Annotated in this window: 17 protein-coding genes; 10 read left to right on the forward strand and 7 right to left on the reverse strand. The window is 70.4% G+C overall.

The window, feature by feature from the left end; translation table 11 throughout:
- Positions 1-7: 7 nt before the first annotated feature.
- The 4 genes from H2041_RS01525 to uvrC all read right to left on the reverse strand — a co-directional run bounded on the left by H2041_RS01525 (position 8) and on the right by uvrC (position 3,891).
- Complete coding sequence (locus H2041_RS01525) at positions 8-829, reverse strand: SH3 domain-containing protein (protein WP_293408693.1); 822 nt, start codon at positions 827-829, stop codon at positions 8-10.
- Between the two features lie 239 nt (positions 830-1,068).
- Complete coding sequence (gene pgsA, locus H2041_RS01530; RefSeq protein ID WP_293408695.1) at positions 1,069-1,689, reverse strand: CDP-diacylglycerol--glycerol-3-phosphate 3-phosphatidyltransferase; 621 nt, start codon at positions 1,687-1,689, stop codon at positions 1,069-1,071.
- Between the two features lie 20 nt (positions 1,690-1,709).
- On the reverse strand, positions 1,710-1,976 hold the full coding sequence (locus H2041_RS01535) for a hypothetical protein (RefSeq protein WP_293408697.1): 267 nt from the start codon (positions 1,974-1,976) through the stop codon (positions 1,710-1,712).
- A gap of 55 nt (positions 1,977-2,031) precedes the next feature.
- Complete coding sequence (gene uvrC / locus H2041_RS01540) at positions 2,032-3,891, reverse strand: excinuclease ABC subunit UvrC (RefSeq protein ID WP_293408698.1); 1,860 nt, start codon at positions 3,889-3,891, stop codon at positions 2,032-2,034.
- Between the two features lie 151 nt (positions 3,892-4,042).
- Between uvrC and H2041_RS01545 the strand changes: the two genes are divergently transcribed.
- The gene (locus H2041_RS01545) at positions 4,043-5,539 is read left to right on the forward strand and encodes an HWE histidine kinase domain-containing protein (protein ID WP_293408700.1); all 1,497 of its coding nucleotides are present in this window, start codon (positions 4,043-4,045) and stop codon (positions 5,537-5,539) included.
- Here H2041_RS01545 and H2041_RS01550 read toward each other — a convergent pair.
- Positions 5,536-7,323 (reverse strand): long-chain-acyl-CoA synthetase, encoded by a 1,788-nt coding sequence (locus H2041_RS01550; RefSeq protein WP_293408702.1) that lies wholly within the window; start codon positions 7,321-7,323, stop codon positions 5,536-5,538. The genes H2041_RS01545 and H2041_RS01550 overlap by 4 nt on opposite strands.
- Positions 7,324-7,672: 349 nt before the next feature.
- On the opposite strand from H2041_RS01550, the gene H2041_RS01555 reads away from it, so the two are divergent.
- The 4 genes from H2041_RS01555 to H2041_RS01570 all read left to right on the forward strand — a co-directional run bounded on the left by H2041_RS01555 (position 7,673) and on the right by H2041_RS01570 (position 12,623).
- The gene (locus tag H2041_RS01555) at positions 7,673-8,293 is read left to right on the forward strand and encodes a hypothetical protein (protein WP_293408703.1); all 621 of its coding nucleotides are present in this window, start codon (positions 7,673-7,675) and stop codon (positions 8,291-8,293) included.
- 159 nt (positions 8,294-8,452) lie between these two features.
- The gene (locus tag H2041_RS01560; RefSeq protein ID WP_293408705.1) at positions 8,453-8,683 is read left to right on the forward strand and encodes a hypothetical protein; all 231 of its coding nucleotides are present in this window, start codon (positions 8,453-8,455) and stop codon (positions 8,681-8,683) included.
- A gap of 118 nt (positions 8,684-8,801) precedes the next feature.
- Positions 8,802-10,763: an ATP-binding protein gene (locus H2041_RS01565; RefSeq protein WP_293408707.1), complete on the forward strand. Its 1,962-nt coding sequence runs from the start codon at positions 8,802-8,804 to the stop codon at positions 10,761-10,763.
- Positions 10,764-10,808: 45 nt separating this feature from the next.
- Complete coding sequence (locus tag H2041_RS01570) at positions 10,809-12,623, forward strand: glycoside hydrolase family 15 protein (protein WP_293408709.1); 1,815 nt, start codon at positions 10,809-10,811, stop codon at positions 12,621-12,623.
- Positions 12,624-12,628: 5 nt separating this feature from the next.
- Here the strand turns inward: H2041_RS01570 and H2041_RS01575 are convergent, their stop codons facing one another.
- Both H2041_RS01575 and H2041_RS01580 read right to left on the reverse strand, forming a co-directional pair.
- Positions 12,629-13,654 (reverse strand): SDR family oxidoreductase, encoded by a 1,026-nt coding sequence (locus H2041_RS01575; protein ID WP_293408711.1) that lies wholly within the window; start codon positions 13,652-13,654, stop codon positions 12,629-12,631.
- A 41-nt stretch (positions 13,655-13,695) separates the two neighbouring features.
- Complete coding sequence (locus H2041_RS01580) at positions 13,696-15,312, reverse strand: ShlB/FhaC/HecB family hemolysin secretion/activation protein (protein WP_293408713.1); 1,617 nt, start codon at positions 15,310-15,312, stop codon at positions 13,696-13,698.
- A 146-nt stretch (positions 15,313-15,458) separates the two neighbouring features.
- Between H2041_RS01580 and H2041_RS01585 the strand changes: the two genes are divergently transcribed.
- The 5 genes from H2041_RS01585 (at position 15,459) to H2041_RS01605 (ending at position 21,090) form a co-directional block, all read left to right on the forward strand.
- Positions 15,459-16,847 carry a FecR family protein gene (locus H2041_RS01585; protein WP_293408715.1) on the forward strand — a complete coding sequence of 463 codons (1,389 nt, stop codon included), beginning with the start codon at positions 15,459-15,461 and terminating at the stop codon, positions 16,845-16,847.
- 3 nt (positions 16,848-16,850) lie between these two features.
- On the forward strand, positions 16,851-19,238 hold the full coding sequence (locus H2041_RS01590; RefSeq protein ID WP_293408716.1) for an EAL domain-containing protein: 2,388 nt from the start codon (positions 16,851-16,853) through the stop codon (positions 19,236-19,238).
- Between the two features lie 232 nt (positions 19,239-19,470).
- Positions 19,471-19,752, forward strand: a complete 282-nt coding sequence (locus tag H2041_RS01595; protein ID WP_293408717.1) for a hypothetical protein — start codon at positions 19,471-19,473, stop codon at positions 19,750-19,752.
- Positions 19,753-19,903: 151 nt separating this feature from the next.
- Positions 19,904-20,329 (forward strand): helix-turn-helix domain-containing protein, encoded by a 426-nt coding sequence (locus H2041_RS01600; protein WP_293408719.1) that lies wholly within the window; start codon positions 19,904-19,906, stop codon positions 20,327-20,329.
- A 29-nt stretch (positions 20,330-20,358) separates the two neighbouring features.
- Positions 20,359-21,090, forward strand: a complete 732-nt coding sequence (locus H2041_RS01605) for a LuxR family transcriptional regulator (RefSeq protein ID WP_293408721.1) — start codon at positions 20,359-20,361, stop codon at positions 21,088-21,090.
- The last annotated feature ends 57 nt before the right edge of the window (positions 21,091-21,147 follow it).

Raw genomic sequence — 21,147 nt, forward strand, 5'->3', positions numbered from 1 at the left:
CGCGCCCTCAGGCCGCGCTGAGCCGCCAGCCGCCGCCGGCGGCGGGACAGGCGGTGTAGCGTTCGGTCTGGGCCCGACCGACGCGGGGATACATGGTCTGCTGCACGACCTTGCAGTTGGCCTGGGCGTAGCCGCCGGTGCGGGCCGGCTGGACCACCCACTCGGCCACATAGCCGGTCACATAGCCGTTCTGCTCCACCAGCAGCCAGCGGTCGCCCGAGACGCGACCGGCGACGTTGAACGTCTCACCGGCGCGAAGCTGGCCGACCACCGCCGAACTGGTCGTCGGGGCGGCGCGCAGGTTCACGGCGTTGCTGGTGGTGAACTGGGCGTTGGTCGGCTCGAAGGCCACGCGCAGCGGCTGCACGCGAGAGCCGTAGCGCAGGCTGGTGGACGAGGCCGGCTGGCCGTAGCTGACCGCCGAGGCCGCGCCGCCGACATTGGCGTCGATGATCTCCACCCGGCCGCTGACGCCGGTGGTCGGATCCTGCCAGGTCTGGGTGCGATTGGTGTTCAGGGCGGTCTCGAAGGCGTTGCGGGCGCGGGCCTGCTCGCTGACCTGCATGTTGCAGCCGATCCAGGAGCCGGCCGCTGCGCCCAGGCCCGCGCCCAGCACGGCGCCAAGCGCCCGCTCGTTCTTGCTGACCTGACTGCCCAGCAGGGCGCCGGCCACGCCGCCCAGCAGGGCGCCCGTCTCCTGGCGCTGGCCGGAGGCCTCGCAGTTGAAGAAGTTGCCCAGGGACGTCCCGCCGGTCTGGGCGGCGACGGGGGCCGGGACGGTGGCCAGCGCCACGGCGGCGACGGCCACGGGAAGCGTTACATAGCGCATAGTCTGCTCCTCACGTGTCTGCCCCCACAACGCCCCGGCTGTCCCATAGGCTCCGCTGCGCACGAAGCCTTGACCAGATTTGCGATTCATTCGCATTATCTTCTTACACCGGCGCGACGGAGGCGAAGGGAGAGATCCGATGATGCTGCGCATGGCGGGCGACGCGATGCTGGTGCGTCTGATGCAGGCCGACCGGCCGCCGGGATCGCGCCCGCGGCGGCCGGCGGGGTCCGCGCCGGCTACTCCGCCAGCGCCTTCCGCGTCTGCTCCCAGTACTGGGCGCCGGTGATCACGGTCACCACCGCGGCCAGCCAGAAGAGGCCGTGCGCCACCAGGGTGACGGGACCCAGGGTCTCCGGCGTCATCGGCAGGCCGAACGCGCCCCAGGAGGCGACCAGCAGCTCGGCGCCGAGTGCGGTGAGCTGCAGCGCGGTCTTCCACTTGGCCAGCAGGGTGACCGGCAGCTTCACCCCCTTGCCGGCCCCCACCTCGCGAAGCGCGCTGACCGTGAATTCCCGGAAGAGGATCAGGCCCGCCGGCAGGAAGACCATCGGCTGGGGACCGAGCGACATGAGGCCGAGGATGGCGCCGCAGACCAGCACCTTGTCGCCGATGGGGTCGAGGATGGCGCCCCAGACGGTGACCGCGTCGAACTTCCGCGCCAGCCAGCCGTCGAACCAGTCTGTGGTCGCGGCGATCACGAAGGCCCAGAAGGCCCAGCGCTGCAGGGCGAACTGGTCCTCCATGGTCAGGCGCTCGCTGAGCCATGGCGCGCCCCCGGCCGCGGTCGCCAGGGCCACGAACATGAAGAGCGCCAGAATCAGACGCAGCGAGGTCAGGATGTTCGGCAGGGCTTTCATCGCTCAGGGCTCCGCGTCGATCAGGTGAGCTCCACGGCCTTGGTCTGCTTGTTAAACACGCAGATCTTCCGCTCCTCGCCCTGGCGCAGCACCGCAACGCCATAGGATTCGGTGCCGAACGGATGGACCACGATGGTCGGGTTGCTCATGCCCTGGGCCTGGCCGGCGGCCAGGCAGGCGCTGCGCACCTCCGCGCGGAATTCGTTCCAGGCGTCGGGCGAACTGGCGCCGGCGGCGGCCGGAATGGCGGCCAGGACAGAGGCGGCGAGGGCGAGGCGAAGCAGCATGGGCGTCTCCTTGGTTTCGGGCCGACCATAACGCACAGGCCCGCTCTTCGGAGCGCTATTTGCGGAAGAAGGCGTGGATCCGCTGGGCGAGCGCCTGACTCACGCCCTCGACCTTGGCCAGGTCCTCCACCGAGGCGCGGCTGACGCCCCGGGCTGAGCCGAAGGCGTGCAGAAGGGCGCGCTTGCGCCCCGGCCCCACCCCCTCGATTTCGTCCAGGGGGTTCTTCTTCATGTCGATGGCCCGGCGCGTGCGGTGGCTGCCGATGGCGAAGCGGTGGGCCTCGTCGCGCAGGCGCTGGAGGTAGTAGAGCACGGGCGACTTGGGCTCGAGCATGAAGGGCTCGCGCCCCTCCATGAAGAAGCGCTCCAGCCCGGCGTCCCGGTCCGGCCCCTTGGCCACGCCGACGACGGCGATGTCGTCGACGCCGAGATCGGCCATGATCTCCAGCGCCGCGGCGAGCTGTCCGGCGCCGCCGTCGATGAGGACGAGATCGGGCCGGGGCGGGCTCTCGCCGGCCTCCTCCTCCTTGACCAGACGGCCGAAGCGGCGGCGCAGCACCTCGCGCATCATGCCGTAGTCGTCGCCCGGGGTGAGCTCCGTCCCCTTGATGTTGAACTTGCGGTACTGACTCTTCAGGAAGCCTTCGGGGCCGGCCACGATCATGCCGCCGACGGCGTTGGTCCCCATGATGTGGCTGTTGTCATAGACCTCGATCCGCTCCGGACTCGCCTCCAGACCGAAGGCCTCGCAGACGCCGGCCAGCAGTTTCGACTGGGCCGAGCTCTCGGCCATCTTGCGGCCGAGCGCCTCGCGGGCGTTGGTCAGGGCGTGGTCGACCAGCTGGCGCTTCTCGCCCCGCTGGGGCTTGAGGATCTCCACCTTGCGCCCGGCCTTGAGCGCGAACGCCTCCGACAGCAGATCGCAATCGGCCGGCTCCACATTGGTCAGGATCAGGCGGGGGATGGGCTTGTCCTCGTAGAACTGGCCGAGGAAGGCGGCCATCACGTCGGCCTCCTCGTCGCTCTTGTCCACGCGCGGGAAGTAGGCGCGGTTGCCCCAGTTCTGGCCGGCGCGGAAGAAGAAGACCTGGACGCAGGCCTGGCCGCCCTCGCCGTGCAGGGCGATGACGTCGCCCTCCTCCAGGCTCTCGGGATTGATCTGCGTCTCCTGGGCGACGGAGGCGAGCGCCCGGATGCGGTCGCGCAGGCGCGCGGCGCGCTCGAACTCCATGTCGTCGGAGGCCGCCTGCATCTCGGCCGACATGCGCGCCATCACCGCCCGGCTCTTGCCCCGCAGGAAGGCCTCGGCCTCCTCGACCAGGGCGCCGTAGTCCTCGATGGAGACCAGTCCCGTGCACGGGGCGGCGCACCGCTTGATCTGGTGCAGCATGCAGGGCCGGGTCCGCGTCTCGTAGACGCTGTCGGAGCAGGACCGCAGCAGGAAGGCCTTCTGCAGGGTGTTCAGCGTCCGGTTCACCGCCCAGGCGCTGGCGAAGGGGCCGAAATAGTCGCCCTTGATGGTGTGGGCCCCGCGGTGCTTGCGCAGCTGCGGCGCCTCGTGGTCGCGGCGGATGACGATCTCGGGGAAGCTCTTGTCGTCCCGCAGCAGGACGTTGAAGCGCGGCTTGAGCTGCTTGATCAGGTTGATCTCGAGCAGCAGGGCGTCGGTCTCCGTCCGCGTGGTGACGAACTCCATCGACCGGGTCAGGTCGACCATCAGGGCGATGCGCTGGGTGTGGAAGCGCCCTTGCGCGTACTGGGTCACCCGCTTCTTCAGCGAACGCGCCTTGCCGACATAGAGGACCTCGCCGTCCTCGCCGATCATGCGATAGACGCCCGGCGCGTCGGGCAGGCGCTTGACTTCGTCCTTGATGAGGGCGGCGCCCGTCAACGGCGCGGCGGCGGTATCGACCATGGGCCCGATATAGGCGGTTTGCGCAGGTTCAGACAGGTGCGCGCCTTCGTCGCCGCGGGAGAGCTTGATGCGCCGCCGGACGGCCGCTATTCGACTTTCGTTCTGGTGGATCGCTTGGCTCGTCAAAGCGTTACGCGACTGGGGGTAAGCTTTGCCGCAGATCGATTTCCGCACCCTTTTCGAGAATCTGCCCAGTCCGCACGTGGTGCTGGACCGGGGATTCCGCTTCGTGGAAGCCAATCTGGCCTATCAGGCGGTGACGGAGCGCAGCCGCGAGGAACTGCTCGGCCGCGGCATGTTCGAGCTGTTTCCCAACGAGGGCCCCAGCGGCCGCCAGCTTCGCGAATCCTTCGAGCGGGTGTTCGCCACCGGCCAGCCGGACACCCTGGCCCTCATTCCCTACGCCATCCCCCTGCCCCGTTCGCTCGGCGGCGGGTTCGAGATGCGCTACTGGTCGGCCGTCCACACGCCCCTCTTCGACGAGGCGGGCGAGGTCGCCTTCCTCCTGCAGAACACGGTCGACGTGACCGACATCCAGCGCCTGAAGGACATGGCCTATGGCCCCGGCGGCGAACCGGCGCCCCAGCCGCCGGTGGAGGGCGCCACCCAGCTCCTCCAGCGCGCCCAGGAACTGCAGGAGACCAACCTCGTCCTGGTCGAGGAGACCAACCAGCTCCGCAACCTCTTCATGCAGGCGCCGAGCTTCATGGCCGTCCTGCTGGGCCCGGACTACACCTTCCGGCTGGTGAACAACGCCTACCAGCAGCTGGTCGGCCACCGCCCCCTGATCGGCAGGCCGCTGATGGAGGCCGTGCCCGAACTCCACGGACAGCCCTTCCCCGACATCCTCGCCGAGGTGATGCGGACGGGACAGGCCTATATCGGCGCCGCGGCCAGCGTCATGCTGCAGCGTGCGCCGGACGCCGCAGCCGAGGAACGCTTCGTCGACTTCATCTTCCAGCCGATCTTCGACGCCCGCGGCGCGCCGTGGGGCGTCTTCGTCGAAGGCAGCGACGTCACCGATCGGATCCGGGCCGAGGAGCAGCAGAAGCTCCTGCTGGACGAACTGAATCACCGGGTGAAGAACACCCTGGCCACGGTGCAGTCGATCGCCGCCCAGACCCTGCGCACCAGCGCGGATCCGGAAGCCTTCAAGGCGGCCTTCGAAGCGCGGCTGATGGCCCTGTCGGCGACCCACGATCTGCTGACCCAGTCGGTCTGGCGCGGCGCGGATCTGAATGACGTCATCATGCTGGAGCTGCGCCCGCACGGCTCGGACCGCTACACCGTCCGGGGACCGTCGGTGGCGCTCTCGCCGGCCGAAGCGCTCACCCTCGGCCTGGTCTTCCACGAGCTCGCCACCAACGCCGCGAAGTACGGCGCCCTCTCTTCGCAGGAAGGCTGCGTTCGCGTGAGCTGGAGCCTGCACGACGACGGCGCGCGGCCGCGGCTGGAACTGAGCTGGACGGAGGAAGGCGGCCCGACGGTGACGCCGCCGCAGCGCCAGGGATTCGGGTCGCGGCTGATCGAGCGCAGCCTGAAGGGCGACATCGACGGCCAGGCCGATCTCGACTTCGCGCCCCAGGGCCTGCGCTGCCGACTGAGCGTCCGCCTTCGCGTGCAGGACGCCGCCGAAGCCGCCGCCTAGATCTTGTAGCCGCCGGCGGTGATCTTGTTGAACACCGTCTTGGTGATCTTCACATAGCCCTTGTCGGGATCGCGGAAGTACAGCGGCGTCTTCACCTGGCCGGGGTCGAAGCCCTCGCGAACCAGGTCGACCTTGCGCTGCTTGAAGGTCCCCGTGGTCTCCATGGCGGGCATCATGCGCAGGAAGAGCGGCTGGGCGTAGCTGGGAAGCTCCCTGGCCACGTGTTCGCCGAAGGCCGCCAGGTCGAAGGCCTCGTCCGTGACCAGGGCGGCCATGCCGGCGCGGCCGTCGGCGCCCGGCACCTCCACCCCATAGACGTTCGCCTCCTGCACCCCGGGCGCCTCCTGCAGGCGGGCGGCCACCTCGTTGGTGGAGACGTTCTCGCCCTTCCAGCGGAAGGTGTCGCCGATGCGGTCGACGAAGTAGAAGTAGCCTTCGGCGTCCTGCTTCATCAGGTCGCCGGTGCGGAACCAGGCGTCGCCCTTCTCGAAGACGTCGCGCAGCACCTTCTTGTCGCTGGCCGCCTTGTCGACATAGCCGGTGTATTCGGCGCGGGCGTCGCCGCCTATCTTGCCGATGCACTCGCCGATCTGGCCGGGGCCGCACTCGATGCAGAAGCCGTTCGGTCCGCGGATCGGCGTCTCGGTCTCCACGTCGAACTGCACGAGGCGGATGTTGAAGCGCTTGCGCAGATAGCGCGGCACACGCCCGATCGCCCCTTCGCGGCCGTCGAAGTTGAACATCGACACATTGCCTTCGGTGGAGCCGTAGAACTCCAGGATGTCGGGGATGCGGAAGCGCCGCTTGAGCTGGGCCCAGACGTCGGGCCGCAGTCCGTTGCCGAAGGCCATCCGGATCTTGTGCCGCGTCTCCGCCTCGTGCTCGGGCTGGTTGACCAGGTAGCGGCACAGTTCGCCGATATAGACGAACATGGTGCAGTCCTGGGCGACGACGTCCTCCCAGAAGTTGCTGGCGGAGAACTTCTTCTTCAGCACCACCGAGCCGCCGTTCAGCAGGGCCGCGCCCAGGGCGCAGAGCCCGCCGGTGGCGTGATAGAGCGGCAGGGCGACATAGATCCGGTCGTCCGCCCGCGCGCCGGTCGAGCCGGCGAACCCCCGCATGTAGAGCTGGGCCCGCACATGGGTGATGCGGGCCGCCTTGGGCAGGCCGGTCGTGCCGCTGGTGAAGATGTAGAGGCAGGTGTCGCGGGCGGTCATGCCGGCGCGCACCTCCCGGTCGGGCGGCAACTGGCTGCAGCTCTTGAGCGCCTGGACCAGATCGCGCTGTTCGCCGCGCGCGTCGCCCAGGATCCACTCATGCATCGGGCTCTCGAGCTCCGCCTTCACCTCCTCGAAGGCCGGGGCGGTCTCGGCGTCGACGATGCAGTGCGAGGCGCCGGAGATGTTCAGACAGTGAGCCAGCGGCGCGCCGGTCAGCTGATTGTTGATCAGGGCCGTGACGACCCCGATCTTCGACAGCCCGTACCAGGCGCAGAAATACTCGATGCGGTTGGGCATGAAGAGGGCCACGGCCTGGCCCCGCCGCAGGTTCAGCCCCTTGCCCCAATGGGCGTATCGGTTGGCGATGGCGTCCAGTTCGCCATAGCTGACCGTGCGGCCTTCGAAGGTCATGGCCGGACGGTCGCGCCACTTCTCCACCGCCGCCTGGAGATCGTCGCAGATCAGGTTCGGAGAATCGGTGGCGATGGACTTCACGCGCCCAAGGGTGCGTCTGAGACTGCGCAGGAACCGCCACTCACGTTCCAGCCGGGCTTTCAAGCGCATACACACCCTCCCACTGCGCCCCACCTTGGCGGTCCGTTCGCGGATGGGTCAAGACGCCGCGCCGGTGAAGCTGGTCAAAGACGCGTCAGCGCCCGATCCGATCCCTCGGCGCGGCAAGATCGCTCCCACGGACGATCATGGCGCGATAAAGGCGAAACCCGACAGCAATTCGGCAAGATTTCGTCAACATTCGCCAAGGCCGCTCCTGCGGATACGTCATCCTCACACCCGAATTTCCCTTGATACGCAAGTCTTCCACAGACTCCGCAAGTTTTCAGTCCACAATTTCTGGAACCTGCACCAACCGGAGCCGTTTCATTCCTCGATATCACGCCAATGTGAGGATGCCATGACTGAACGCTCCATCCCCGCCGCCGGCGACGAGCCCTTCGTCCGCCGCGGCGAGACTTCTCATCCCGCCGCCGAAGCGGCCTTCATTCCCGAACCGGTCTATGCCCGCCGCGAGGCGCGGAAGCGCAAGGGCGTTCCGCCGGCCCTCTATGTCGCCCCGGTGGTGGGCGTCGCCCTGCTGGGCGGGCTGGCCCTGATGACCGGCTCCGGGACGCCGCAGACGGCCGCGCCGGAGGCTGCGCCGCAGGCGGAGCTGACCTCGCAGGCCGCCCCGACGGCCCTGGCCGCCAACACGCTCGCCGCGCCCGAGACGGAGATCGCGACGCCTGCGGTCGAACCGGCGCCCGAAGCGGCCGTCGAACCTGCCCCGGCGGCGCGCCGCGCCCCGGCGCGGCCGGCTTCGGAACCGGCCGCCGCGCCGGCCGCGCCGAGCGCGCTCGACTCCGGCGCCGACGTCGCCGCGGAACTGCCCGAGGCGCCCATCCCCTACTCGGCCGCGGCCCAGTCGAGCGCGCCGGCCCCGACGATCAACACGACGCCGCTCGACATTCCTTCGGCCCAGACGGAGCCGAGCGGGCCCGCCGCCCCGGCGGCCGAACAAGAGCCGATGACCTTCTGACGGGCGCCTTCGCCGCAGATGCAGGCAAGGCCCGGGCGACGACGCCCGGGCCTTCGTCGTTCCGCCACGTGCGCCCCGATGACGCAGGCCCGCGATTGTAAGACTTGGCTAAGGGCGCCCCGGCAGGATGTCCGCGTCCGCAGAAGTGGGGTCCGCCCGATGCTCAAAGCGCTGTTTTCGCAAGGTATGGCCGAGTGGGGGACCGCCTCCCTCGTCTTCGTTTCGGGCGCCATGGCCGGCCGCCTCATCGCCACCGGCATGAACGACGTCCAGGCCGCCGGCGCCCTGGCCGCCGTGCTGGGGTCGATCACGGCCGCCGTCGCCGTGCGGGTCTGGCCCGCCCCCGCGCCGGTCAAGGTGCGCTCCGACCGGGACGACCGCCGGCTCTGACCCTGCGGCCAGGAGTCGCAGCTTGGACGAACGCCGATATACCGAAGCTTAAGGACGACGCGGCCATCCTCGCTCGGTCATGCGGAGGGTCAGGATGCGCAGCCTCGGCGAAAGAGCCTTGCTTGCTCCCGCCATTGCGCTGGCGATCGCCGCAATGGTCGTGTTCGTCCTCAGCCTGGCGCTCTGGAGCCGCCACGTCGACGCCAGCGCTCGTGAACGCGAGGAGGCGCTTGTGCGGGACGGGGTGCGCGCAAGCCTCGCCGAGATCGAGGCGGCGATCCTCCCCGAGACCCGCTGGGACGAGGCGGTGGTCCATCTCGACCACGCCTTCAACACCGCGTGGGCGGACGAAAACCTCAACGATTTCTATGCCCTCGGCTTCGACTTCGAGCACCTGCTGGTTCTCGACGCCCAGGACCGGCCGATCTATGTCCGCCACGGCCGCACGTCGCGGCCGACCAGCGAGGCGGTCCTGCCCGCCGGAACGCGGCGCGTGCTGGCCGAGCTGCGCGCGCTCGAGACCCGCCGGCGTCCGACACGCCTTGGCGCGCCGCCGCCCTTGCAGGTGAGCCGCTTCGTCGTCGAAGGCGAGCGTGTCCATGTGCTGACGGCGAGCCTCGTCCAGCCCGACGAGGGCCGTGTCACGATCCGCGGAGCCCGGGCGCCCGTCCTGCTCACCGTCCTGCCGATCGAGCAGGTCTCGATCGAACTGCTCAAGGACCGCTTCATGCTCGAGGGCCTGCGCAGCGGGCTCGAGGAGGCGGCGAAACCGGGTGAGGCCCAGGTGCGCATCGACACACTCGGGGATGCGCCCTCCCTCACCCTCACCTGGACGCCGCACAAGCCCGGCCTTGCGCTTCTGCGGCAGTCGGCGCCGGTCGTGGCGCTGGTGCTCCTCGCCTTTGGCGGCGTGGCCCTCGTCATGGTGGCCCGCGCGCGCCGGGCGCATCTGCAGCTGGTGGCCGCCCAGCGGACCCAGGCCGAATTCCTCGCCAATATGAGCCACGAGATCCGCACGCCGCTGAACGGCGTCTGCGCCGTGGCCGCGGCGCTGGAGCGCACGCCCCTGACGCCGGCCCAGCGCGAGATGGTCGACCTGATCCGCACCTCGGGCGTGACGCTCGAACGGCTGCTGTCGGACCTGCTCGACGTCTCCCGCATGGAGACCGGCGCGGTCCAGATCACTCCGGAGGCCTTCCACCTGGCCGATGCGGTCCGCGCCGTCGCGACCCTGGTGTCGCCGCGCGCCGAGGCCAAGGGCCTGCCCCTGCGGATCGAGATCGACCCGGCCGCCGAGGCGACGGTGATCGGCGATCCCGTGCGCATCAAGCAGGTCCTGAGCAATCTGGCCACCAACGCAGTCAAGTTCACGGAGACCGGACAGATCACCCTGCGCGTGACGGCGGACGGTCCGGACGCCTGGCGCTTCGAGATCGAGGACACCGGCATCGGCTTCGATCCGGACGAGAAGGCGCGTCTGTTCCGCAAGTTCCAGCAGGGCGACGCCTCCGTCAGCCGGCAGTACGGCGGCATGGGCCTGGGCCTGTCGATCTGCCGCGAGCTGACGGAGCTGATGGGCGGCCAGATCGACGCCGACAGCACGCCGGGCCAGGGCGCCCGGTTCTGGGTGCGCCTGCCGCTCGCCGTCGTCCAGGCCCCGGCGAACGCCGACCAGCCGGCCGACGCCGAGGACCAGGGCCCGCTGCGCATCCTCGTCGCCGACGATCACCCGACCAACCGGCGCGTCCTGGAAGTGCTGCTGTCGGAGTTCGACGTCGAACTGGTGCTGGCGGAGAACGGCCTCGAAGCCTGCCAGGCCTTCGACGCCCGCCCGTTCGACCTGGTCTTCATGGACATGCAGATGCCGGTGATGGACGGGCTCACCGCCATCCGCACCATCCGCGAGCGCGAACAGCGGGCCGAGCGCCGCCGCACGCCCATCATCATGCTGACCGCCAACACCCTGCCCGAGCACCAGGACGCCAGCCTCCAGGCCGGGGCCGATCTGCACATGCCCAAGCCGATCGACGCCGCCCGGCTGTTCGCCGTCCTGCAGGAGGTGAGCCCCGCGGCCGCCTGAGCCGGGTCGTCGGGAACCGGCGGGGCCACGGCGAATTGCCTCCGCATGTCCGGCCCGTCCTCCGCCGCCCGCGACCTGCGCGACTACGCCCTGATCGGCGACTGCGAGACCGCGGCCCTCGTCGGGCGGGACGGCGCGATCGACTGGCTCTGCTGGCCGAGGTTCGACTCCGAAGCCTGTTTCGCGCGGCTCCTGGGCGACGAGCGCCACGGCTGCTGGAGCCTGCGTCCGGCGGAAGGCTTCGCCCATGTCCGCCGCCGCTATCTGGACGGCAGCCTGATCCTCGAAACGGTCTTCGAAACCGCTTCCGGCGCCGTGGCCGTCACCGACTTCATGCCGGTCCGCGGCGCCGCCTCCGACCTGGTGCGGATCGTGGAGGGACGCGCCGGCCGGGTTCCCATGGAGATGCGGCTGGACCTCCGCTTCGACTATGGCCGCTGCCGCCCCTGGATTCAGTCGGCGACGCCGAACAGCCTGCGTGCGGTGGCCGGGCCCCACGCGGCGGAGCTCACCGCCGACGCCGAGCTGCGCCCGGCCGAAGGCGGGGCCACAGCGCGTTTCGCCATCGCCGAGGGCGAGCGGCGCGCCTTCGTGCTCACCTATTCGCCCTCACATGAGCGGGCGCGCCGGCCGATCGACCCGCACGCGGCGCTGAGCGCCACCCTCGACTGGTGGCGGGACTGGATTTCGCGCTGCGACTACAGCGGCCCCTACGCCGAGGATGTGCGGCGCTCGCTCGTGGTGCTGAAGGGGCTCACCTATCGCCCGACGGGGGGCATGGTCGCGGCGCCCACCACCTCCCTGCCCGAACATCCCGGCGGCGAGCGCAACTGGGACTACCGTTACTGCTGGCTGCGCGACGCGACCTTCACGCTGCTCACCTTCATGGAGTCCGGCCTGTTCGAGGAGGCGCGCGCCTGGCGCGACTGGCTGGTGCGGGCTGTGGCCGGCGAACCGGGGGCGGTGCAGCCGGTCTATGGCGTGGCCGGCGAGCAGCGCCTGATCGAGTGGATCGAGCCCGGCCTTCCCGGCTTCAACGGCGCCCAGCCGGTGCGCATCGGCAACGCCGCCTTCCGGCAGAGCCAGCTCGACGTCTTCGGCGAGGTGCTGGACGCCCTGCACCAGGCGCGCCGCCACGGCCAGGCGCCTCAGGACCCCAGCTGGCCGCTCCAGCGCGCCTTCATCGACCATCTGGTGGAGCGCTGGCGCGAGCCGGACGCCGGCATCTGGGAGGTCCGCGGCCCGCCGCAGCACTTCACCCATTCGAAGGTCATGGCCTGGGTCGCCTTCGACGTCGGCGTGCAGGCGGTGGAGCAGCAGGGGCTGCGCGGCGACGCCGAGCTCTGGCGCACATGCCGCGAGGAGGTCCGGCAGGCCATCCTGCGGGACGGCCTCGACCCTGAGCGGGGCGGCTTCACCCGCGCCTTCGGTTCGGCGGAGGTGGACGCCAGCCTCCTCCTCCTGCCGCAGGTCGGCTTCGTGGCCCCCGACGATCCGCGGATGCTCGCCACCGTCGAGGCGATCGAGCAGGATCTGTCCTGGAACGGCCTGATCCGCCGCTACGACACGGCCACGAACGACGACGGCCTGCCGCCGGGCGAAGGGGCTTTCCTGGCCTGCAGCTTCTGGCTCGTCGACGCCTACACCATGCAGGGCCGGCGCGAGGAGGCCGAGGCCCTGTTCGAGCGCCTGCTGTCCTTCACCAACGACGTCGGACTGCTGCCCGAGGAGGTTGACCCGCGCACCGGCGCCTTCCTCGGCAACTTTCCCCAGGGCCTGTCTCACCTCTCGCTGGTGGACGCCGCCTACAACCTCTCCCGGACGCGCGGGCCGGCCGAGGAGCGCCGCACCCGCGACTGAGGCGATCACCGGCGCGCGAGCAGGGCGCCAAGCAGCATGAAGCCGAGAGCGCCTGCGGCCACGGCGGCCATGCGCGTGATCGGGCCTTCGGTGAGCATCGCCTCGCCCTTCGCCTCGGCGGCGAAGGGCCCGGAGACGGCATGGCCTTCGGCGACGGTCTCGAAGAGGTTTCCCGGGCGGGCCTCGCCCGGCTGGCCGGTGAACTGACCCTCCCAGGCCTTGGCGGCCATGATCCTGTCCATCAGCGCCGGGGCGACGGCCTGGCCGAGCACCGTCTGGGCGGTCGCCGAGCCCAGCCACCAGTCGCGGTTGGGGTGGCGCGCCGCATGGAGGATGGCGTCGGCCGCCACCTCCGGCCGGCAGGGCTGGCCCACAGGCCGCGGCTGCTGCGGGATCTTGGTGCGCGCCCAGCCGAACTGGGGCGTATTCACCCCCGGCAGGTGGACTTCGGTGAGGCGGATCCGGCTCCGCTCGTGCTTCAGTTCGGCCCGAAGCGAGGAGACGAAGCCGCGGATGGCGTGCTTGGCCGCGCAGTAGGGCGACTGCAGGGGAATGCCCCGGAAGGCGAGCGCCGATCCCACCTGCACGATCGTCCCGCGTCCGCGCCGCCGCATTCGCCGCAGGGCGGCGAGGACGCCATGAACCGAACCGAGATAGGTGACCTCGGTCACCCGCCGCACCTCGTCGGGTTCGAGTTCGGAGACGGGCGAGAAGACCGTCACCATGGCCGCATTCACCCACAGGTCGAGCGGGCCGAAGCGGCTTTCGACCTGCTCGGCCGCCGCCTCCACGGCCGCCGCATCGGCCACGTCCAGCGGCAGGGCCAGGGCCTCGCCGCCGGCGGCGCGGATCTGACGGGCGACCGCCTCCAGCGCCTGGGCGTTGCGGGCGATGAGGCCCACCCGCGCGCCCTCGCGGCCAAGGGCCAGCGCCGTGGCGCGGCCCACGCCGGCCGAGGCGCCGGTGACGACGGCGACCCGGCCCTTGAAGCGTCGCCGCTCCGGCGCAGCGTGATCGGTGGCTTTCAGCATGGCGCGGGAACGGGCGGCCGCCCCCCGCTGTTCCCGGACGCTCAGAAGTTCGCCGACAGGGATACGAAGCCGCGGAGCCCTCGGTCGCCCTGCGTGTAGGGCGTCCGTGTGAGCGGCTTGGCCAGCTCCAGGCGGAGCGCCACGTCGTCGAAGACCAGCCGCAGGCCGGCGCCGGCCGAGGTGAGCGCCGCCGACTTCCAGCCGGGCGCGGCGTTGTAGTTCCACACCTTGGCTCCGTCGAAGAAGGCGTAGGTCTGGAAGAAGGTCAGCGGCCGCAGGTGCGGATCCCAGCCGATGCGGAGCTCCGCCTGCCCCGCCAGACCGCGGTCGCCCATGACCTCGCCATAGTCGTAGGCGCGCCCCACCGGCAGGCCGCCCGCCGAGAACTCCTCCGACGACAGCAGGGGGTCGGGCGACCACTGCCCGGACGCCGCGACGAACAGGCCGGCCTTGCTGCCGATGTCGCGGTAGTGCGAGCCGTAGAGGTTGACCTTCCAGAAGCGCGCGTCGGCGTCCCAGCGGGTGCGCCCGTCAGGCGGCTCTCCGCCGAAGCCGCCAAAGCCGTGAGAGACCTGAGCAAAGCCGGTGGTGTAGCCCCCCGACCAGTCGCGGTCGCCGCTGACGGAGGCGCGGGCGACCAGGATCTCGTCCTCATAATCGCCGGTGGACCAGTTCTGTTCGACGCGTCGCGCCTCCGCCGTCGCCGCCAGCCACAGGGAGCGATCCCGCTGGCGCACCACCGGAACCGACAGCCGGACCGAGGCCGACTGGCTCTCGTTGCCGAGGGCGGCGTTGAAGCCGTCGGCCTTGCCCTCGGCCGTCGACGCGGTGACGAGCGCCCGCACCCGCGCGCCGCCCCGCAAGGGGATCGAGTAGGAGAGATCGGCCTGAGCGAATTCCTCCACGTCCTCCGGCGTGGTCAGCACGCCCACGGCGAACTGGTCGCCGGAGACCACTGCGGAGTTCAGGGCGCCGCGGGCATAGACCTGCAGCGGCCCGGCGGAGTCCGTTCCACGGTTGTCGGCATAGAGGCTGGCGGTCAGACGCTGCGCGTCGGTGCGCACCACCAGGCGGTGGCGGGCCGGGTCTTCCAGGATCGGCTCCAGGCGCGCGGTCACCTTCACGCCAGGCAGGTCGCCGGCCAGGGAAAGCCTGCGGTCGAGGTCGGGCAGCTTCAGGGGACGACGGTCGGGAAGATCGGCGAAGAGCGCCCCAACGGCCGGAACGGCGTCCCCCTCGAAGGCGACCTCGCCCACATAGCCTTCATAGACCACAAGCCGACCCTGGCCGTCGGCGATCTCGTAGGGCGCCGCCGCCCGCGTCAGGAAGTAACCGTCTGCGCGATATTTGGCGGTGATCGCCTCGGCCACGCGGATCAGGTCGTCCAGTCCGGCTTCGCGGGCCAGCCGATCATCGTAGAGGGGCGCCAGCTCGGCCATCGGATAGGCGGTCACGCCGTCGATGGTCATGGCGGTGAGCACGGCGCGGCCTTGCGCCGGCGGGGACGAGCCGCCGCCTTCGGCCTCCTGCAGGGCGATGGCGCGATCGGCCGGACCGCCGCCGAACCCGCAGGCGAGCAGCGCCGCCAGGCCCGCCAGGACGGGGGCCGCTCTGCGCGAGATTGCCTCTGGCCAGCCCCGGCCGGAACTCATGAACATAGTTAAGGACCATCGTTCAACTTGGTGAACAGGCCGCTAACACTATAATTTTGTACCCATTTTAGGGGCCGGTTAGCCCTGCTGCGTGTAAGTCCGACGTTCGAACTGAGCCGAAGAACTTGGTTCAGACACGAAAGGCTTGAGACATGCGGCTCAATCTTCTGGCTTCGGCCACTGCGCTCGCGAGCACTCTGCTGCTGAGCGGCGCCGCGTTCGCCGCCGACTGGCGGCTGGTGGAGGTCGAAGGGCGCGTTCGCCTGGCGGCCCCCGGAAAGGCCGCGACGGACGCCGCAAGCGGAGTCGTGGTCCCCGAAGGCGCGAACCTGACCACCGCCGGCGGCGCGCGTGCGGTGCTGACCAACGGCGACCAGAGGGTCGTCCTGGGTCCGAACAGCCGGATGACCGTCGCCAGCGACGACGGATCGGGCATGACCCGCATGATGCAGGATCTCGGCTCGGTGCTCTTCCAGGTCGACAAGAAGGGCAAGCCGCACTTCCGCGTCGACACTCCCCTGCTGGCCGCCGTGGTCAAGGGCACCACCTTCACCGTGGCCGTGGGGCCGACCGGCGACTCCGTTCACGTGGCCGAAGGTCTGGTCGAGGTCCGCGCCAACAGCAGCGGACAAGCCAGCGACATTCCCGCCGGGGTGACCGGACGCGTGGCGCGCGATGCGCCCGGCCAGGTCGGCGTGACTCGCCCCGACCCGGCGCCGAGCCCGGTCGCGGCGGCGGAGTCCCTGCCCGCCCTCGACTACAGCCAGGCCTCGGACGGTCTGCTGACCGGCCCCGGGCCGGTCGCGGCCGTGGCTCAGGCTGGCGGCGCCCAGGGTCCGTCCCAGTCGTCCGGCAACGCCCAGGTTACGGCCGAGCCCGCGATCAACGGAACCGCTGGCGAACCCGGCGGCCCGGCTGTCGCAGGGGGGGAACTTGCCGCCGTAAACACGGCGCGCGCCTCTGCGGCGGTGCTCGCCCAGGTCGGTCAGCCGCTCACAGGCGACGGCAACGGAAACGCCCCCCCTGAGAACCCTGGGAACGGCATCGGCAAGGGCCCGCCCGAGAACCCCGGGAACGGGAACGGCAATGGTCCGCCTGTGAGCCCCGGGAACGGCAACGGGAACAGTTCGCCCGAGAACCCCGGCAGCAGCAACGGCAATGGCCCGCCTGAGAACCCTGGGAATGGCAACGGCAACGGTCCGCCCGAGAACCCTGGGAACGGCAACGGGAACGGCCCGCCCGAGAACCCCGGAAACGGCAATGGCAACGGCCCGCCCGAGAACCCCGGAAACGGCAACGGCAATGGCCCGCCTGAGAACCCCGGGAACGGCAACGGCAACGGCCCGCCCGAGAACCCCGGAAACGGCAACGGCAATGGCCCGTCCGAGAACCCCGGGAACGGCAACGGCAACGGCCCTCCCGAGAACCCCGGAAACGGCAATGGCAATGGCCCGCCTGAGAACCCCGGGAACGGCAACGGCAACGGTCCGCCCGAGAACCCCGGGAACGGCAACGGCAAGGGCGGCGGTCAGAGGCCCTAGGTCGTGCGCGCCCTGCCCGCCCCCTGGCGCGCCCGTCTGAGGGGCGGGTTGCCCGTCCTGCTGCTGGCGGCGCTGATCGTCGTGCTTTGGGCGGGCGGCGCCCTGCGCCCGATCGAGGACGCCCTGGCCGCCCAGCGCTTTCGTCTGACCGAACGTGCGGCGACCGGCCAGGTCGTGGTCGTCGAGATTGACGCCGCCAGCCTGGAGGCTGCGGGACGCTGGCCCTGGAGCCGCGAGCGCTACGCCCGCGCGATCGCCAATCTTCAAGCCGCGGGGGCGCAGAGCGTCGGTTTCGACGTGGACTTCAGCGCCCGCTCGACGCCGAAGGCCGACGCGCGGCTCGGCCAGGCCATATCCGCCTGGCCCGGCGGCGTGATCCTGCCGACCTTCGTGCAGCCTCGCACCCACAGCCGATCGGGTGAGCTGGTCGAGAACAGGCCGATTGCGGAGCTGTCCGACGACGCCCTGCTGGCGAGCGTGAACGTGCCCGTGGACCGGGACGGCCGCGTGCGGCGCTATATCCGCGGCTTCGAGACCCAGGACGGATATCGGCCGTCCATGGCCGCCCTGCTGTCCGAAGCGCCCTACGGACGGACCGAGGCGTTCGGGATCGACTACGCCGTACGCGTCGACGAGGTTCCACGCCTGAGTTTCGAAGATGTCTATCAGAACCGCTTCGATCCGGAGGCGGTTCGCGGCCGGACCCTCCTCGTGGGCGCCACGGCCCTGGAGCTCGGGGACAACTTCTCGACGCCGCGCTACGGCGTCCTGCCGGGCGTGCTTGTCCACGCCCTGGCCTTCGAAAGCCTCCGTCAGGGCCGGGCGCTCATCGGCCTCAACCTGCCAGCGATCTTTCTGTTGTCGGCGGGGCTGATCGCCTTCGTCCGGCCGAGCGGTCGCTCCGATCAGCTGACCGAGCTCGGCCGCCGTCACGTCCTCGTCCTGGGCCTGACGCTCGGCCTGCCGGTGGTGATCCAGGCCTTGACGCCGGTGAGCATCGCCATCGCCCCCCTGCTGCTCGCCCAGGCGCTCGCGCTCGCCTGGGCGGCGCGCTCGGAGCTCCGGCGCCGCGCGGCGGCCATCGTCCAGGAGCGCGAAGCCGGCCTGCTCCACCTGGCCATGCACGAGCCCGAGACCGAGCTGCCGAACAGGCGCGCCCTGCTGAGCGAACTGACCCGCATGCGCCAGGGCGACTCAAGCGCGGTGGCGGTGATCGTCTTCGGCGTCGACCGCTATGCGGCCATGCGTGCGGCCATCGGCTACGGCCTCTCGAACGAGGTGGTGCGGGAGATCGCCGCGCGCCTGCTCCGAACCTGCCGGGAAAGCCGCGTGGCGCATCTGTCGACGGGGGTTCTGGGGCTTGTCCTGCGGCGGCCCGATCTCGCCGCGCTTCAGGCCGAGGTCGAAGCGCTGGAAGCGCTGAATCCGGCCTATCGTGTGCAGGGATTCGCCGTCGACGCCTTCCTGCGGCTCGGCGTGGCCTACGCCGAGGGGCCGGGCTTCGACGCCGAAGCTCTGGTGGAGCAGGCGACCACGGCGCTGGACGAGTGCCGACGGCTCGATCGGCGGCGCCTCGTCTTCGACTCCGCGGCCTTCCCCGATCCGGACCTGAATCTGTCACTGATGAGCGATCTGCGTCAGGGCCTGGAGCGGGGCGAACTCAGCCTGCACTACCAGCCGAAGGCCCGCGCCGAGGACGGCTGCATCGTTGGGGCCGAGGCGCTGTTGCGCTGGCGACATCCAGACCGGGGCCCGATCCCTCCGGACGTCTTCATCAGCGCGGCCGAGGAAACCGGCGCCATCCGCGAACTCACCGAGTGGACCATCCGCCGTGCGCTCGGCGACGTCGAGCAGCTTCAGTGGGCCGGTCGCCGCCTCCTCGTCTCGGTGAACATCTCCGGGCGGCTGCTGGGGGACCAGGCCTTCCGCGACTTCGTCCTTGCGACGATCGAAGGCGGGCCGGGCGACCTCTGTTTCGAGATCACGGAGACGGCGGTGATCGAGAATCCCGCCGCCGCGGTGGAGGCCATCGCCGCCTTCCGGAAGGCCGGCGTGAAGATCTCCATCGACGACTATGGCGTCGGCCTCTCCTCCCTCTCCTATCTCAAGCTCCTGGAAGCCGACGAACTGAAGCTCGACCGCAGCCTTGCGGCCTCCGCCCACCAGGGCCGTCGCGACCGCCTGATCGTCCGTTCGACCATCGAACTCGCGCATGGCCTCGGCATGAGCGTGGTGGGCGAAGGGGTCGAAACGCCGGAAGCCCAGGCCGCCCTTGCCGAGCTGGGCTGCGACCTGGTGCAAGGCTATCTGATCGCCAGGCCGCTGCCGCTCGCCGACCTGTTGGACTTCCTCGACGCCCAGGCGAAGCCAGACGTCACCGCCGCCGCCTGAGTTCGCGGCTGCGACTATTTGCGGAATCGTTTCAAGGGGTTCGGAGGGTCTATCCGTCCCGAGGCGTACCCTGTCACAGGGGGCTGGATCGGCAGTCGAGGATCGTCGCCCGCATCAGCGACCCTCTCGCACGCATTCTCCACGACCAGGACGGGCCAGGCCGGGCGATACAGCCTGGGCGGAGTCGCGGGACTGCGAATGTTCTGCTTTTGTTCGCGCAGGAGGCGCGATCATGGCTGACGACACCCGACCCGCTCCGGCGGCCGACCTGCGGATGACCCTTTCGGAGCTGAACGGCTCGAACCACGCCCTGTGGGCGCGGTGCGAAGTCGTGTCCTGCGGCGCCCGCGCGCCGATCGACACCGCCGCGTGGGAACGGCGCGGCCTCGCCGGAGCGCGGCTCGCCGATCTCGAGCCCCGGCTCCGATGCGTCTGCGGCGCACGCCGGGCCCGGTTGAGCGCCGGCCCGCCGGTTGCGACCTACGGTCGCGGCCCGATCTACCCATTTTCGTAGAACGCCATTCTTGCAACCCACGCGTGACGGACGCTACGCGGGTAGTGTGACGAAGCGACAACTCGCAATGACTGCGGGTTCGGCGCATTCGTCCTTCCGCGGCCAAGCTCGCACAACGGGCCTGCGCCGCCACGCAAGTAAGGAGAAGGCTTTGACGGAATCCTCGCCCAAGACACCAGATCCCATGGACATCGCCCTGGGGGCGGCGGTCCGCATCCGTCGGCGCACCATCGGCATGTCGCAGGAGGCGCTGGCCGAGCAGTGCGGCGTCAGCTTCCAGCAGATCCAGAAGTACGAGAACGGCGCCAACCGCATCTCCTTCTCGCGCCTCGTCCAGATCGCGCGCGCCCTGCGCTGCCGCGTCACCGACCTGCTCGACGTGCTGGACACGCCGGACGAAGAGCCGAGCGTCGATCTCGACCTGCTCTCGCGCATGCGCACGCCCGGCGCCCTCGAACTGCTGACCGCCTACGAGCAGCTGACGCCCGAGGCGCGGTCCTCGCTGATCGGCTTCCTGCGCGCCATGGGGGTCCAGACCGACGCCCTCGAGGTGACGAAGGTGCGCGAACCGGCTTAACTGATCCCCGTCGTGTGGGGAGTGGCGTGATGAGCACCATCGAGGGCCTGAGCTGGGCGTTCCTCTCCGAGGCGCCCGAGCATCGGAGCCTGCCGGTGCTGGAGGCCCACTTCCGCAGGACGCTCGAGTCGTTCGGTTTCGACCGATACTGCTGCACCCGCCTCTCGGGCCTGCGGGTCGCCGACACGCCCACGGTGGTTTCCCGCCACGGATTCGAGGCCTGGGACCGCCGCTACTGGACAGAGCGCTATATCGAGCAGGACCCGTGCTCGCGCTGGATCGCCACCAACCAGACAGGCTTCACCTGGACTGACGTGCGCGACGCCGCGCCCGGCGCCGCCGAGACCATGTGGCGTGAGGCCCGCGCCGAGGGCCTGGCGAACGCCTTCGTGGTCCAGATGCCGGGTCCGCTGTCGGAGAAGATCGTCCTGCGGATGACCAGCCCCCTCGCCGGCTTCCGCGGAGAGCACCGCCCCCTCCTGGAGAGCGTCGGCGTGGTCTTCGCCACCCTCGCCGTGCGGCTCCACGAGCAGGCCGCCGACCGCCCGGGCCCCGGGCTGCTGACGCAGCGCGAGACGGAATGCCTGCAGTGGGTCGGCCTGGGCAAGACGGACTGGGAGATCGGGGCCATCCTCGACATCTCGCCCAAGACGGTGAACCACCACGTCGAGAGCGCCAAGCGCAAGCTGGACGTCGCCACGCGGCTGCAGGCGGTGACGGCGGCCATGTCGCGGGGACTCATCCCGCCCCACCCCGGCTGAGGGCGCGATAGGGTGATCTCCCCATAGGGCCGAACGCGCCCGGGCGTCAGGCTTTCC

The sequence above is a fragment of the Phenylobacterium sp. genome (assembly GCF_013911965.1).
Lineage (GTDB): Bacteria > Pseudomonadota > Alphaproteobacteria > Caulobacterales > Caulobacteraceae > Phenylobacterium.

Bases quoted from the DNA above. Each gene is read 5' to 3' on its own strand.
- H2041_RS01535 (WP_293408697.1), bottom strand. From the start codon at position 1,976: ATGCTGCTTCGCCTCGCCCTCGCCGCCTCTGTCCTGGCCGCCATTCCG.
- H2041_RS01605 (WP_293408721.1), top strand. From the start codon at position 20,359: ATGAGCACCATCGAGGGCCTGAGCTGGGCGTTCCTCTCCGAGGCGCCC.
- H2041_RS01555 (WP_293408703.1), top strand. From the start codon at position 7,673: ATGACTGAACGCTCCATCCCCGCCGCCGGCGACGAGCCCTTCGTCCGC.
- H2041_RS01575 (WP_293408711.1), bottom strand. From the start codon at position 13,654: ATGCTGAAAGCCACCGATCACGCTGCGCCGGAGCGGCGACGCTTCAAG.
- H2041_RS01560 (WP_293408705.1), top strand. From the start codon at position 8,453: ATGCTCAAAGCGCTGTTTTCGCAAGGTATGGCCGAGTGGGGGACCGCC.
- H2041_RS01585 (WP_293408715.1), top strand. From the start codon at position 15,459: ATGCGGCTCAATCTTCTGGCTTCGGCCACTGCGCTCGCGAGCACTCTG.
- H2041_RS01570 (WP_293408709.1), top strand. From the start codon at position 10,809: ATGTCCGGCCCGTCCTCCGCCGCCCGCGACCTGCGCGACTACGCCCTG.
- H2041_RS01525 (WP_293408693.1), bottom strand. From the start codon at position 829: ATGCGCTATGTAACGCTTCCCGTGGCCGTCGCCGCCGTGGCGCTGGCC.
- H2041_RS01580 (WP_293408713.1), bottom strand. From the start codon at position 15,312: ATGTTCATGAGTTCCGGCCGGGGCTGGCCAGAGGCAATCTCGCGCAGA.
- pgsA (WP_293408695.1), bottom strand. From the start codon at position 1,689: ATGAAAGCCCTGCCGAACATCCTGACCTCGCTGCGTCTGATTCTGGCG.
- H2041_RS01595 (WP_293408717.1), top strand. From the start codon at position 19,471: ATGGCTGACGACACCCGACCCGCTCCGGCGGCCGACCTGCGGATGACC.
- uvrC (WP_293408698.1), bottom strand. From the start codon at position 3,891: ATGGTCGATACCGCCGCCGCGCCGTTGACGGGCGCCGCCCTCATCAAG.
- H2041_RS01550 (WP_293408702.1), bottom strand. From the start codon at position 7,323: ATGCGCTTGAAAGCCCGGCTGGAACGTGAGTGGCGGTTCCTGCGCAGT.